10 protein-coding genes are annotated in these 14,219 nt (G+C 53.4%); 5 read left to right on the top strand and 5 right to left on the bottom strand.

Annotated features, from left to right (window positions below):
• Positions 1-15 precede the first annotated feature (15 nt).
• Complete coding sequence (gene uvrA / locus ACTH3S_RS00335) at positions 16-2,850, bottom strand: excinuclease ABC subunit UvrA (protein ID WP_441807030.1); 2,835 nt, start codon at positions 2,848-2,850, stop codon at positions 16-18.
• A gap of 175 nt (positions 2,851-3,025) precedes the next feature.
• Between uvrA and ACTH3S_RS00330 the strand changes: the two genes are divergently transcribed.
• Together ACTH3S_RS00330 and ssb are read left to right on the top strand one after the other, a co-directional pair.
• On the top strand, positions 3,026-4,396 hold the full coding sequence (locus tag ACTH3S_RS00330) for an MFS transporter (RefSeq protein ID WP_441807029.1): 1,371 nt from the start codon (positions 3,026-3,028) through the stop codon (positions 4,394-4,396).
• Positions 4,397-4,453: 57 nt separating this feature from the next.
• Positions 4,454-4,996 (top strand): single-stranded DNA-binding protein, encoded by a 543-nt coding sequence (gene ssb, locus ACTH3S_RS00325; protein WP_441807028.1) that lies wholly within the window; start codon positions 4,454-4,456, stop codon positions 4,994-4,996.
• Positions 4,997-5,059: 63 nt separating this feature from the next.
• Here ssb and glnG read toward each other — a convergent pair whose 3' ends face one another.
• The 4 genes from glnG to glnA all read right to left on the bottom strand — a co-directional run bounded on the left by glnG (position 5,060) and on the right by glnA (position 9,954).
• A complete protein-coding gene (gene glnG / locus ACTH3S_RS00320; protein WP_441807027.1) occupies positions 5,060-6,487 on the bottom strand; it encodes a nitrogen regulation protein NR(I) in 1,428 nt (475 codons plus the stop codon).
• Positions 6,484-7,581 (bottom strand): nitrogen regulation protein NR(II), encoded by a 1,098-nt coding sequence (gene glnL / locus ACTH3S_RS00315; RefSeq protein ID WP_441807026.1) that lies wholly within the window; start codon positions 7,579-7,581, stop codon positions 6,484-6,486. Before glnL ends, glnG begins: the two co-directional genes overlap by 4 nt.
• Before the next feature lie 235 nt (positions 7,582-7,816).
• The gene (locus ACTH3S_RS00310) at positions 7,817-8,341 is read right to left on the bottom strand and encodes a DUF4124 domain-containing protein (RefSeq protein WP_441807025.1); all 525 of its coding nucleotides are present in this window, start codon (positions 8,339-8,341) and stop codon (positions 7,817-7,819) included.
• Between the two features lie 209 nt (positions 8,342-8,550).
• Positions 8,551-9,954: a glutamate--ammonia ligase gene (gene glnA / locus ACTH3S_RS00305; protein ID WP_441807024.1), complete on the bottom strand. Its 1,404-nt coding sequence runs from the start codon at positions 9,952-9,954 to the stop codon at positions 8,551-8,553.
• A gap of 613 nt (positions 9,955-10,567) precedes the next feature.
• On the opposite strand from glnA, the gene typA reads away from it, so the two are divergent.
• The 3 genes from typA (at position 10,568) to dtd (ending at position 14,021) form a co-directional block, all read left to right on the top strand.
• Positions 10,568-12,379 (top strand): translational GTPase TypA, encoded by a 1,812-nt coding sequence (gene typA, locus ACTH3S_RS00300; protein WP_441807023.1) that lies wholly within the window; start codon positions 10,568-10,570, stop codon positions 12,377-12,379.
• A 136-nt stretch (positions 12,380-12,515) separates the two neighbouring features.
• Complete coding sequence (gene pip / locus ACTH3S_RS00295; RefSeq protein WP_441807022.1) at positions 12,516-13,478, top strand: prolyl aminopeptidase; 963 nt, start codon at positions 12,516-12,518, stop codon at positions 13,476-13,478.
• Between the two features lie 96 nt (positions 13,479-13,574).
• Positions 13,575-14,021 (top strand): D-aminoacyl-tRNA deacylase, encoded by a 447-nt coding sequence (gene dtd / locus ACTH3S_RS00290; protein ID WP_441807021.1) that lies wholly within the window; start codon positions 13,575-13,577, stop codon positions 14,019-14,021.
• The last annotated feature ends 198 nt before the right edge of the window (positions 14,022-14,219 follow it).

The following is a 14,219-nucleotide window of genomic DNA, read 5'->3' as shown; positions in this document are numbered from 1 at the left end:
GTTTTTTTGTGCCGGTTAGCCCGGCAACAATTTTTTCAGGTAGTAGCCGGTATGTGAGGCTGAGGTTGCAGCCACTTGTTCCGGCGTGCCTTCTGCAATGATTTTCCCGCCTCCTGAGCCGCCTTCAGGGCCCAGGTCGATAACCCAGTCAGCCGTCTTAATGACGTCAAGGTTATGCTCGATGACCACGATAGTGTTGCCGTGGTCCCGTAGGCGTTGCAGTACGTTCAGCAGTTGCTGGATATCGTAGAAGTGTAACCCTGTTGTGGGTTCGTCTAGGATATACAGGGTTTTTCCGGTGTCCCGCTTGGATAGCTCTTTGGCAAGCTTTACGCGCTGAGCTTCGCCACCAGACAGGGTGACAGCACTTTGCCCAAGTCGAATGTAGGAGAGTCCTACGTCCATCAATGTCTGTAGCTTTCTGGCAAGAAAGGGCACGGCATCAAAAAATGCCCGGCCTTCCTCCACCGTCATGCTCAGAACCTCGTTGATATTCTTGCCTTTATAACGCACCTCAAGAGTTTCCCGATTATAGCGTTTGGCCTTACACACGTCGCAGGGAACGTACACGTCCGGCAGGAAGTGCATTTCAACTTTGATCATGCCGTCACCCTGGCATGCTTCACATCGGCCGCCCTTTACGTTGAAGGAGAAACGACCGGGTTTGTAGCCCCGTGATCGCGCCTCCTGAGTGCCTGCAAAAAGCTCCCGAATTGGGGTGAATAGGCCGGTATAGGTGGCGGGGTTTGAGCGGGGTGTGCGCCCGATGGGGCTCTGATCTATATCGATCACCTTGTCCAGCTGGTCAAGCCCCTTTAACCCTTCGTAGGGTGATGCATTTAGACTGGTGGCTTTGTTCAGCTTGGCGGCGGCCACTGGGTACAGGGTGCTATTGATTAGAGTGGACTTGCCGGAGCCAGAAACGCCGGTGACGCAGGTCATGATGCCTAGGGGAAGGGTGAGGGTGACATCCTGCAGATTGTTGCCGGAGGCGCCGCTTAAAATGAGGTTTTCGCCTGTACCCTGGTTTCGTGTCGCCGGGATGGCTATTTCCTTGGCTCCGCTGAGGTACTGTCCGGTCAACGAGTTGGGGTTTTCAAGGATTTGCGCAGGTGTGCCTTGGGCAATGATTTCGCCGCCATGTACCCCGGCGCCTGGGCCTATGTCAATCACGTAATCGGCGGCCCGAATGGCATCTTCATCGTGTTCAACTACGATAACGGTGTTGCCCAAGTCGCGAAGATGGGTAAGGGTGCTCAGCAAGCGATCGTTATCTCGTTGATGAAGCCCTATAGAGGGTTCGTCCAAGATGTACATAACGCCAACAAGGCCTGCGCCAATCTGGCTGGCGAGTCTTATGCGTTGCGCTTCACCTCCCGACAGGGTGTCAGCACTGCGTTCGAGCGTTAGATACTCTAGGCCGACATTGACTAGGAATTGGAGTCTCTGCCTGACTTCTTTCGTGATCTTCTCGGCAATTTCGCCTTTGCGCCCGGGCAGCTCCAGAGTATCGAAGTAGGTATAGGCTTCGCCGATTGGGAGGCGAGTTAGATCCGACAGGTTGCGCTGCTCGATGAACACGTTGCGTGCACTGCGACGCAGGCGGGAGCCATGGCATTCTTTGCAGGCTTGGGTACTAAGATTACGGGCCAGCTCTTCGCGTATGCTCTGGGAGTCAGTTTCCCGGTAGCGGCGCTCAAGGTTTGGAATAATCCCCTCGAATGAGTGAGCTTTTTCCATGATGTGGCCGCGAGAATTCACGTAACGAAAGGCAATCTCTTCGGTGCCGGAGCCGAAGAGCAGTGTCGTTCGGACATCTTCTGGGAGCTCTTCCCAGGGGGTTTCCAGATCTATGTTGTAGTGTTCAGCAACGCTGCCCAGTAGCTGAAAATAGTACACTGCCCGTCGATCCCAGCCTTTAATAGCACCCGCGGCAAGTGTCGCTTCAGGGTGCTGCACAATTTTGTCAGCATCAAAGAACTGCTTAACGCCCAGGCCGTCGCAGGTAGGGCAGGCCCCGGCGGGGCTGTTGAAGGAGAACAGTTTGGGTTCCAGTTCGCTCAGCGCGTAGCCACACTGAGTGCACGCGTATTTTGCTGAAAAGGTTTGTTCTTTGCCTTCTCCAGTTATCTCTCCATCCATCGGCGCGACCAGGGCTATGCCGTCGGCCAGCCCCAGGGCGGTTTCGAAACTCTCAGCTAATCGTTGTTCTAAGCCCGGTTTTACTTTGAAGCGGTCAACGACCACATCTATCTGGTGTTTGCGCTTTTTGTCGAGCACCGGTGCATCGTCGATGTCATATACGGTGCCGTCCACCCTCAATCGGATGAAACCTTGGCTGCGCATGGTCTCAACCACTTGCAGGTGTTCGCCTTTGCGGTCCCGGATAACCGGCGCAAGAATCATTAGCTTGCTGTCCTCCGGCATGGCCAGCACTTGGTCAACCATTTGGCTTACGGTTTGCGCTTCCAGTGGTTGGCCGTGTTCGGGGCATCTTGGTTCGCCCGCCCGGGCAAAAAGTAGTCGAAGATAATCGTAAATTTCGGTAATGGTGCCAACGGTTGAACGAGGGTTGTGCGATGTGGATTTTTGCTCGATAGAAATGGCAGGAGATAAACCCTCGATGTGATCGATATCGGGCTTTTCCATCATAGAGAGAAACTGGCGCGCGTAAGTGGATAGTGATTCCACATAGCGCCTCTGACCTTCTGCATAAAGCGTGTCAAATGCCAAGGATGATTTGCCTGAGCCGGATAGGCCCGTTATGACGATCAGCTTGTCCCTTGGGATATCCAGGTCGATGTTCTTCAGGTTGTGGGTTCGTGCCCCTTTGATCTGGATATGATCCATATTGCCTCGCTTGGAAAAAACGGAAATTATACCGCGTTACGCCGGCGGCGGCGAAGATGTCGGTAAAGTTGTAGCTGTGCCCCGCCAGAGAACCTTCTGTTACAATGCGCCGCCTGCGGAGCATATATTTTTCTGCAAAGTCACATTTTCAACCCCGACAGAGGAGCTAACTACCATGAATGCGCTGGAAAAACGCTCCGTATCTGCGCTGGCATCTGTGTATGCCATGCGTATGCTGGGGCTCTTCATGGTTATGCCGGTATTCATGCTGTTGGGTGAAGAGCTTAGAGGCGCTACGCCGGCTCTGCTTGGTCTTGCCATTGGCGCCTATGGGTTGAGCCAAGCATTATTGCAGATACCTTTTGGTTTGCTTTCAGACCGCGTTGGCCGCAAGCGCATGATTTATATCGGCCTGGTTCTTTTCGCTGCGGGCAGCATACTGGCAGGGTCCACAGATTCGATATACGTGGTAATCGCCGGGCGGATGCTACAAGGGGCGGGAGCCATCGCTAGTGTGCTCATGGCGTTGCTCAGTGACCTGACCCGGGAGGAAGAAAGAACCAAGGCGATGGCAACCGTAGGCATCTCTATAGGACTGTCGTTCTCTGTGTCTCTGGTTCTGGGGCCTTTGTTGGGTTCGGTATGGGGGTTGTCTGGGATTTTCTACGCAACCGCCGTGCTGGCTATGTTTGCCTTTCTCGTAGTCAGCCGCGTTGTGCCTACGCCCCATCAACATAAAGCCAGCGCGGACACCCATCCTGCAAAAGCCATGTTGGGGCGTGTCTTATCTGACAAGCGTCTGTTGAGATTGGATTTTGGGATCTTCGCGCTGCACCTGGTGTTGACCTCATTGTTTCTGGTTTTTCCATCTGTTTTGCAGAATCAACTTGGGTTGGCCAGTGCTTCACACTGGTGGTTCTATCTGAGTGTGATGATTACCTCATTTTTTGCCATGGTGCCGTTTATCATCATTGGTGAGAAAAAGCGCAAAATGAAGCCGGTGCTCTGTGGTGCGATTGCGTTGCTTACACTGGCAACAGCTGGGCTTGCTGGAGTGGCAGATAGCCTTCTTATTGCATGGGTTGTGCTATTTTTCTTCTTCATGGCCTTCAATCTGCTTGAAGCCAGTTTGCCGTCGTTGATTAGCAAAGAAGCGCCGGCCGCAAGCAAAGGGACGGCCATGGGTGTGTATTCTACCTCGCAGTTTATGGGCGCTTTTCTGGGCGGGGCCTTAGGTGGATTTTTGCTTCAGCAGGTTGGAATTGAAGGGGTTGTGTGGTTTATGGTGACGGTGCTTGGGCTCTGGTTGTTGGTGGCCCTAACCATGCCGGCGCCGGGCCACACGGCTGGTTTCGTGGTACAGTTGCGAGATATGGTCAGCGACCAGTACGACGATGTAGACGGCAGTCTGCGCCGCCTGCCGGGCGTGCAGGATGTGGTTATTGTGGAAAACGCTGGCACCGCCTATCTCAAGGTGGATCGACAGTATTTTGATGAGGCGTTACTTGCGGACTTTCCATTTGTCCAGCCAAGTAGCAGTTCTTGAAATCCGGAGGCTTGCAAGGAGTGCGGGCATCCATGAAAACAGAATCGGGAGCAGAACATGGCAAGAGGCGTAAACAAAGTTATTCTTATCGGGAATCTTGGGCAAGATCCGGATACCCGTTACACCCCTAACGGCAATGCCGTGGTGAACCTGAATCTTGCCACCGACGAGAGTTATAAGGATCGCCAGACCGGCCAGCTGGTTCCCAAAACGGAATGGCATCGAATCGTTATGTTCGGCAAGATTGCCGAGATAGCCGGCCAGTACCTGCGTAAGGGCTCTAAAGTTTATATTGAGGGCAAGCTGCAGACGCGTAAGTGGCAGAACAAAGAAGGTCAGGACGTTTACACCACAGAGGTGGTTGTTGATATTAACGGCCAGATGCAGATGCTGGACAGCCGTGGCAGTGAGGGTGGCATGAACCAAGGTGCGCCTTCTGGTCGTCCCCAGCAGCAAACAGCGCCCGCTGCTCAGTCCCAGAGCAGCCCGCAGTCTCAGCAGTCTGGCGGCTATAGCCAAAATCAAAGCCAAGGTCAGCCAGCACAGGGTGGCAGCATGCCTGAGCCGGTTGACGATTTTGATGACGACATACCGTTTTAAGACTGAGTGTTGGTAACCAAAAACGGTTGCTTCGGCAGCCGTTTTTTTAGGTTAGCTGTGGGCTCATTCTTCCTCAGCGCGATCCATGCCCAGCTCATTTATTTTGCGCGTGAGAGTATTTCGCCCCCAGCCAAGGAGAATCGACGCATCCCGGCGTCGCCCTTCGGTGTGTTTCAGCGCAGTCTCAATCATGATTTTTTCAAACTCCGGCACCGCCGACTCCAGAATTGCCTTTTCCCCTCGCTTTAACTCCTGGTCTACCCAATTTCTCAGCCCCTCCTGCCAGGTGGTTCCGATGGCGTGAGGTTCACTTTCGTGGTGACGTAACTCGGGAGGCAAATCATTAACATGGATTTCTCTGCCGCTTGCCATGACAGTGAGCCATCTGCAGGTATTCTCAAGTTGCCGCACATTGCCAGGCCAGGGGAGAGTGGTGAGATAGCTCTCGGCCTCCAATCGCAGGTTTTTTGGCTCCACGGCCAGTTCGCGGGCAGCCCGTTGGAGGAAGTGCTGCATTAGTCGGGGAATGTCCTCACGGCGTTCGGCCAACTTTGGCAGGTGCACACGGATTACGTTTAGCCGGTGGAAGAGGTCCTCTCGGAACGAGCCAGTCTGAACGAGTTTCTCCAGGTTCTGATGAGTAGCCGCGATGATGCGGACATCAACTTTGATGGGTGTGGCGCCGCCCACTCGGTAGAATTCACCATCGGCCAGAACCCGTAGTAGCCGGGTTTGGGTATCGCCGGGCATGTCGCCAATCTCATCAAGAAACAGAGTGCCGTCGTTGGCTTGTTCGAAACGGCCTTGGCGTACGGCGGTAGCTCCGGTAAAAGCGCCTTTTTCGTGGCCGAAGAGCTCCGACTCTATAAGGTCTTTGGGAATGGCCGCCATGTTAAGGGCAATAAACGGATGCCGGGCCCGGGGGCTGTGGTTATGTAATGCCTGGGCCACCAGCTCTTTGCCGGTGCCGCTTTCACCGTTAATTAGAACGGTAATGTTGGAGTGAGAAAGCCGGCCGATGGCGCGGAAAACCTCCTGCATGGCGGGGGCTTCGCCAATGATTTCGGTACTTTGCTGAACGATTGCTGTTTGGGGCTCGGAAACTGCACGCTTTTCGCGGCTGTGAGCGATTGCCCGTTTTGCCAGAGCAACGGCATCGTCTACATCAAAGGGCTTCGGAAGATACTCGAAGGCGCCGGTTTGGTAGCTGGTTACAGCACTTTCCAGGTCAGAATGGGCGGTCATGATGATAACGGGTAGGTCTGGATGTGTTTCAACAATCCGTGACAGTAGGGTGATGCCGTCCACGCCGGGCATGCGAACATCGCTGATAATGGCATCGGGTTGCTCGTGCTCCAGCCGCGTCATGATGTTTTCGCCGCTTTCGAAAGCTGTGGGCTGTATGCCTGCTTGGCTTAGGGCACGATCCAGCACCCAGCGTATGCTGCGGTCGTCATCAACGATCCAGATTTTGGCGGGTTTTTGGCTCATGGTGTGCCCTCCAGGGGCAGGAAGGTGATGAAGTCTGTTTGGCCAGGCTCACTTTCACACTCAACTAAGCCGTGGTGTTGGCTGATGATGCTCTGAGTAATGGACAGCCCAAGCCCGGTGCCGTTAGCACGGCCGCTAATCATTGGGTAGAAGATGTTTTGGCGCAGCTCCGGAGTAATTCCCGGGCCGTTGTCTATTATGTCTATCCGGCATCCAAGCCGGTGGCGCTTCGAGCCGATAGTGACCTGCCGTAGGGCGCGGGTACGAAGGGTAATAGCCGGTGTTTCAGTCTCACCGTATTGGTTTGACGAGCTTTCAAAGGCCGCCTCCATGGCATTGCGTGCAATGTTTAGAAAAGCCTGAATTAACAGTTCTTTGTCCCCCGAAAACTCGGGCAGGCTAGGGTCGTAGTCTCGTTTGAACTGTACCCGGCCCTTGCTTTCTGCTTCCAGCAGGGTGCGCACGCGCTCAAGAATCTCATGGATGTTGGTGGGAGCCAGTTTTAGCGCCTTGTTGGGGCCCAGCATGCGATCTACCAGATTACGCAGGCGATCCGCTTCTTCAATGATGATCTGGGTATATTCCCTCTGGCCCTCGCTGCTCAACTCACGATCAAGTAGTTGTGCGGCACCGCGGATGCCGCCAAGGGGGTTTTTGATTTCGTGGGCCATGCCACGTACCAGAGTTCGTGTGGTTTCCTGCTGCGCGATCAGATCTTCTTCTCGGCTTATTCGTAGCAGACGATCTCTGGGTTGTATCTCTATCAGTAGCGTAACGGGGTTCTGGTCGAGGAGTGATACAGAGTAGTCCACCGTTCGCCGTGAGCCGCTGGCAAGCAAAAGTTCTGTTTCTCGGCGCGTGTAAGAGTGGCCAGTTTCAGCGGCTTTGCGCAGGGTTTTGAAGGCGCCGTCAGAATTCAGGATGACGTCGCCGAACGCGAGGCCGGTGCTGCGGGCCATGCTGGTTTCAAACAGGCTTTCGGCCGCAGGGTTTAGATAGCGGATTGCCAGATCGGATTCCAACACAACAACGGCTGTGGTGAGGTTATCCAGTATGTTCTTGTATCTGTAGGCGTTGGCTGATGCGACTGCCATGATGACTTCCTGTTGGTTGTAACAGGATTGAGCAAAAACCGAACCAGTCTCGATGCTCTTGCTGCATATCTGACTGATTAGGTGCGCGGGTCGGGCAGCAAAGGCGCTGGCGGGGCTTTATTTTGGGGGCAGGCTGTGCGGTAAAATCCGGACAGCCGAGCGTTTCACGCCGTTGCTGTCCGCATTGTTGCACTATTTTGATGCGCGAGCACCATAATAGTGCGCTGGTGGCGTGTTAGTTCTGAGTCGAAGGACGATGAACGGTAAAGCGAACAGAGCTACCTGTTTTAATTTGAACGCCATTATTATCCACAATATGAATGCCAGCCTCGTGAGAGCCCCGGAACACATTGCTGACGGTAACGGAGCCAGACGTGCTTTGGCCTACCGGCTGGCCATCTAGCGTGACTTCGTATTTGTGGCCTGACTCAAGCCCGGGCGTGCTGCGCATTTCAAAGCGTACGTCGCCACTACCACTATGGAATGCTTGCTCGTTTTCAGGGTAGGTGAATGAAACGCTCTCATACACCGAGCCCTCCCGTTTTACCTCGGCTCGGAGCTTGTCAGTTTCTCGGACATTTTGCGGTTTGGGAAGCGTGATGGTTGTAACCGGTTTTACTTTTACTTCCTTTGCACCTTTTGACGGTTCATCGGAGAAGGTTACATTGCCCTGTGCATCCACATTGCGGTAAACCTCTGCGGTGACCGGCGCTGCGATCAGGAGCATTAGCCCCACGGTAATTCCAAGCCTTGGGTTCATAAATACAGCCTGCAGTAATATTTGTTCTGATTATCAATGGCCGGGGTGACCTTTTCAATGTGGCAGAGGGGAGATGATGATTACATATCGTTAAGGGCGGCGGCATTGTGTTCAGCGTCACAAAAAAAGCCTCGCTCTGTGTGGGAGCGAGGCTTTTGGTGTTGCTATTTATCGCGCAGCGATTTTAACAAGAGTTCGCCGGAGCGGTCTTAGCATGAATAGTACAGCTCGAACTCAACCGGGTGAGTGGTCATATTGATGCGCTCAACCTCGCCACGCTTAAGGTCGATGTAACCTTCGATCATATCTTCCGTGAACACACCGCCGCGGGTCAGGAACTCGTGATCTTCTGCCAGACAATCCAGAGCTTCCTGCAGGGTTTCAGCCACTTTCGGGATGCTCAAAGCTTCTTCTTTGGGCAGGTCATACAGATCCTTGTCCATGGCGTCGCCAGGGTGAATCTTATTCTGGATACCATCAAGACCGGCCATCATCAGCGCGGCAAATGCCAGGTACGGGTTAGCTGCTGCGTCGGGGAAGCGCACTTCCACGCGGCGGGCTTTGGGGCTGGTTACGTAGGGAATGCGAATAGAGGCAGAGCGGTTGCGGGCAGAGTACGCCAACATAACCGGGGCCTCGTAGCCCGGAACCAGGCGCTTGTAGCTGTTGGTGGCTGGGTTGGTGAACGCGTTGATAGCTTTTGCGTGCTTGATGATGCCGCCAACATAGAACAGCGCCATTTCACTAAGGCCAGCGTAGCTGTCGCCTGCAAACAGGTTTTTACCATCTTTGTTCAGGCTCATGTGCACGTGCATGCCAGAGCCGTTGTCGCCGACAACGGGCTTGGGCATAAAGGTGGCGGTTTTACCGTAAGCGTGAGCCACGTTGTGTACGCAGTATTTCAGAACCTGAACTTCGTCCGCTTTTTTGGTGAGCGGGTTGGGGCCAACGCCGATTTCGCACTGGCCAGCTGTACCTACTTCGTGGTGGTGTACTTCAATCTCCAGCCCCATGGACTCCATAGCAGCACACATGGCGCCCCGTAGATCATGCAGGCTGTCTACTGGTGGTACCGGGAAATAGCCGCCTTTTACGCCCGGGCGATGGCCCATGTTATTTCGGTTGAAATCATCCCCGGAGACCCAAGCTGCTTCTTCGGAGTAGAGCTCATACATGGAGCCCTGCATGTCTGTTTTCCATTTAACAGAGTCAAAAACAAAGAACTCGGGCTCGGGGCCAAACAGTGCGCCATCTGCGATGCCTGTGGACTTTAGATATTCTTCGGCCCTGTGCGCAACGGAGCGAGGATCTCGCTCGTAACCCTGCATGGTAGAAGGTTCAACAATGTCGCAGGTGATGTTGATGGTGCTTTCTTCGGTGAACGGATCGAGAACAGAGCTGCTGTCATCGGGCATTAGAATCATGTCGGATTCGTTGATGCCTTTCCAGCCCGAGATAGAGGAGCCGTCAAACATTTTGCCTTCGGTGAAAAAGTCCTCATCTACCACGTTTGCAGGCATGGTTACGTGCTGCTCTTTACCGCGGGTGTCGGTGAAACGCAGATCAACCCATTTGACTTCGTGCTCTTTGATCAAATCAACTGTCTTGGACATTGTGCATGCTCCGTAAGTAGTCCCGCGCCGCGGGTGTATTCGTGATCTGTGTTCCGGGCGGCCTTGTAGTGCCAAACTCCGGTCTGTTGTACAGGTCTGCGCAGCTTAGCAAAAGCTGTCGATTCTTACCTTCACATTTCCGCCGCGCAGGAGGTTAAAAAACCTGATGGGTGAATTAAAGCAAGGTGCTTGCCAGTTTTAAGTGGCAGTCCTGGAATAACGGTTTTTTGCTGACTACGGCGTTTTTCGCGTGTCTGCAGGTTGGAATTCTCTCGGATGAGTTTTTGATGCAATGAATGGGCGCACTATATTGGTGCGCCGCTGGGAGGTGGGTTCTGTGGTTGCGCTAAATTGGTGCGATGTGATTGTTTGGCGAAATTGATTAAGAAATAGGCGTTCTTCTTCATATAAACGGTGCCGAGTTTTCGATATACTGCGCGCCGCTTCATTTTCTCCGCATGTGCCCGGATACCAATCTGGTTGTCACGTGTGAGGCGCCGGGCCGCCAGGCTCCGGTGGATGAGTTCATTTTACAGATTTGAGATGGCGTGTGTGGGCGTTGCCCTCGAACGGTTTTCTCAGGTCATTGAGTGCATTCCGCAGGAATAATTTTGTGATTGAAAAACTTCGTAATATCGCCATTATTGCCCACGTTGACCATGGTAAGACCACCCTCGTAGACAAGTTGCTGCGTCTGTCTGGCACGTTGGACCGCAAAGAGCTCGAGAACGAGCGCGTTATGGACTCCAACGACCAGGAAAAAGAGCGGGGCATTACCATTCTTGCCAAAAACACCGCTCTTAAATGGAACGGCTACGACATCAATATCGTAGACACCCCAGGCCACGCGGATTTTGGCGGCGAAGTGGAACGGGTAATGAGCATGGTTGACTGTGTGCTGCTGGTGGTTGATTCCATCGACGGCCCCATGCCACAGACTCGCTTTGTAACCCAGAAAGCCTTCGCAGCCGGGCTACGCCCGATTGTGGTGGTGAATAAGATTGACCGCCCGGGCGCCCGCCCAGACTGGGTTGTTGATCAGGTCTTTGATCTGTTTGACAGCCTTGGTGCGACCGATGAGCAGCTGGATTTCCCGATTGTTTACGCCAGTGCCCTGAATGGCGTTGCCGGCCTGGAGCATGAGCAGCTGGACGACAACATGGATGCTGTTTTTCAATCCATCGTTGACCACGTGCCCGCGCCTGCTGTTGATCTGGATGGTCCCTTCCAGATGCAGATCTCCCAGCTCGATTACAGCAGCTTTCTAGGTGTGATTGGTATCGGTCGTATTGCCCGTGGCAAGATCACAACCAACTCACCGGTGATTGCCATTGGCGCCGATGGCAAAAAACGCCAAGGTCGGATCCTGAAGATTATGGGTCACTCCGGTTTGCAGCGTGTAGAAGTCGAAGAAGCTCAGGCGGGTGACATCATATGCATAAGCGGCCTGGATAAGCTGCACATCTCCGACACCCTATGCGACATGAATAATGTTGAGGCCCTGCCAGCACTTACGGTAGACGAGCCTACAGTATCTATGACCTTCCAAGTAAACGACTCACCGTTTTGCGGTAAGGAAGGCAAGTTCATAACCAGCCGGAACATTAAAGAGCGCTTGGAGAAAGAGCTGCTGCACAACGTAGCTCTGCGGGTTGAAGACGGCGAAACCATGGACAAGTTCAAGGTGTCCGGCCGTGGTGAGCTGCACTTGTCGGTTCTGATTGAAAACATGCGCCGCGAAAACTTCGAGCTGGCCGTTGGTCGCCCGGAAGTGGTTATCAGGGAAGTGGACGGCGAAAAGCAAGAGCCATACGAAAACGTCATTGTCGATATCGAAGAGCAGCATCAGGGCCCTTTGATGGAGCAAATGGGGCTGCGTAAAGGCGAGCTTACCAACATGGTTCCGGATGGCAAAGGCCGTATGCGGCTTGAGTACACCATTCCTGCTCGTGGTTTGATTGGCTTCCGTAACAGCTTTCTGACCATGACCTCCGGCACGGGTATTCTTACTTCAACCTTTAGCCATTACGGCCCCATCAAGGGCGGTGATGTAACCAGTCGCCAGAACGGCGTGCTGGTCTCCATGGCAACGGGCACAGCTTTGACCTACTCTCTGGAGACCCTCCAGAGTCGTGGTAAGCTTTTCCTCGATCCCGGCCAGGACATCTATGAAGGGCAGCTTTGTGGTATCCACAGTCGTGACAACGACTTGGTGATCAACCCCACGAAGGGTAAGAAGCTCGACAACATGCGTGCCTCCGGCAAGGATGAAGTCATTGCCTTGGTACCGCCGATCAAGTTTACTCTTGAGCAGGCGCTGGAGTTTATTGACGACGAAGAGTTGGTGGAAGTGACGCCTAAGTCTATTCGTCTGCGTAAAAAGCACCTTACTGAGAACGACCGTAAACGCGCGAACAAGAAGTAATGTTCCCGCATTGAATCAGGCCGGCGCTGGTGACAGCCCCGGCTTTTTTTTGCCTTTGCTTTCTTCAAACGCGATTCACCGCCGAGGCATCTCCGCTACACTGTTATGGAATTTCATCTGAATAGCGGAGTGGCTCATGCTCACCTTATACCCAGACATCAAACCTTACGCTAAACACCGGCTGGCGGTGGAAGAGCCCCATGAGCTGTACGTTGAGGAAAGTGGTAACCCTGAGGGCATCCCGGTTCTCTTCGTACATGGTGGGCCCGGAGGAGGGTGCGAGGATTACCATCGCCGCTTTTTTGATGCTGAACGTTTTCGAATCATTCTGATGGACCAGCGCGGTGCTGGTCGCTCGACACCCCTGGCCGAGCTGGCGGGCAATAGCACCGACAAGCTGGTTCAGGATATGGAAACCATCCGCTTATTTCTGGGTGTTGATCGCTGGCTGCTTTTCGGTGGTAGCTGGGGGTCGACTCTCAGCTTGGTATACGCTCAAACTCACGCTGAGCGGGTACTGGGCCTTGTGCTTAGGGGGATCTTTCTATGCCGCCCGCGGGACATTTCCTGGTTCTACCAGGAAGGTGCAAGCCGGGTGTTCCCGGACTATTGGCAAGAGTTTGAGGCACAGATTCCCGAAAGTGAGCGGCGGGAGATGGTGAGTGCATACTATCGCAGGCTGACAAGTAGTAACGAGTTGGAGCAGATTCAGGCCGCAAAGGCTTGGTCCATATGGGAAGGCCGCTGTGCAACGTTACAGCCAAATCCGCGGGTAGTTGAGCATTTTGGCCACCCTCATGTTGCGATCGCGTTGGCGCGAATCGAGTGCCATTACTTCATGAATTCTGCGTTTCTTGAGGACAACCAAATTGTGAGGGATGCTCACAAGCTTCGGCACATACCCAGTGTCATTGTTCATGGACGCTACGACATGGTTTGCCCGCTGGATAATGCCCTCGCCCTCAGCAATGCATGGCCCGAAGCAGATTTGCGTATTATTCGTGACGCTGGGCATTCTGCTTCCGAGCCTGCCATTGTAGATGCACTCATTCGGGGGGTTGAGGGGGTGATTGCAAAGGCAGAGAAAAATGCTGGATGACGCTTTCAATCAGGCTAGGCTTGCGAGAAGTTGCACGCATGGATACACTCTTACCTGATTTTAATTCTCGTTTAGCTAGAGTTGCCAAAAAAGCAGATGAAAGGACTTGTCCAGCGGGTGTCTAAAGCAAGCGTTGACGTTGATGGTCGCGAAATATCGAGAATAGGTGCCGGCATCCTATTGTTTTTGGGTGTGGAGCGCGGAGACGGGCAGAATGAGGCAAAGGAGCTTTGCCGAAGAGTCCTTTCATATCGTATCTTTCCTGATGAATCGGGGCGAATGAACCTAAGCGTGCTCGACACAGGTGGCGCCCTACTTGTTGTTCCTCAGTTTACACTTGCAGCGGATACCTCCTCTGGCACTCGCCCGGGCTTCTCTAGGGCGGCAACACCGGAAATAGCAAAAACCCTCTATACGGATTTTCTTGATCTTGCGCGCTTAAGCGTGGGTGTAGAAAGAGTGAAAGAAGGGCAGTTCGGTGCAGATATGAAAGTGAACTTGCTTAATGACGGGCCGGTCACCTTTTTGCTCTCAACCCGCTGATCGCCGTTGCAGGCGTGTTTGTGCCAAATAGGCTAAAAAATCAATATTAAATATTTGCAAAATAGGCGCTGGTGTATTAAAACAGAGTCATCAGGCAGCGCTTTAAGAGAGCGATGTAAGTCACTGAACTATAAAGACCTGGCTTGGTGCGGGTCTCAATAATAAAAAAAGTTGCTGCCATGTCATAGAGTTGACATG

Source organism: Marinobacter sp., from assembly GCF_052094685.1.
Taxonomy (GTDB): Bacteria; Pseudomonadota; Gammaproteobacteria; order Pseudomonadales; family Oleiphilaceae; genus Marinobacter.
Note: the sequence above shows the minus strand (reverse complement) of the source record. Positions and strands in the feature narration are given on the sequence as shown.

Excerpts from the sequence above, each read along its gene's own strand:
- pip (WP_441807022.1), top strand. The coding sequence starts at position 12,516 with ATGCTCACCTTATACCCAGACATCAAACCTTACGCTAAACACCGGCTG.
- glnA (WP_441807024.1), bottom strand. The coding sequence starts at position 9,954 with ATGTCCAAGACAGTTGATTTGATCAAAGAGCACGAAGTCAAATGGGTT.
- ssb (WP_441807028.1), top strand. The coding sequence starts at position 4,454 with ATGGCAAGAGGCGTAAACAAAGTTATTCTTATCGGGAATCTTGGGCAA.
- ACTH3S_RS00310 (WP_441807025.1), bottom strand. The coding sequence starts at position 8,341 with ATGAACCCAAGGCTTGGAATTACCGTGGGGCTAATGCTCCTGATCGCA.
- ACTH3S_RS00330 (WP_441807029.1), top strand. The coding sequence starts at position 3,026 with ATGAATGCGCTGGAAAAACGCTCCGTATCTGCGCTGGCATCTGTGTAT.
- uvrA (WP_441807030.1), bottom strand. The coding sequence starts at position 2,850 with ATGGATCATATCCAGATCAAAGGGGCACGAACCCACAACCTGAAGAAC.
- glnG (WP_441807027.1), bottom strand. The coding sequence starts at position 6,487 with ATGAGCCAAAAACCCGCCAAAATCTGGATCGTTGATGACGACCGCAGC.
- dtd (WP_441807021.1), top strand. The coding sequence starts at position 13,575 with ATGAAAGGACTTGTCCAGCGGGTGTCTAAAGCAAGCGTTGACGTTGAT.
- glnL (WP_441807026.1), bottom strand. The coding sequence starts at position 7,581 with ATGGCAGTCGCATCAGCCAACGCCTACAGATACAAGAACATACTGGAT.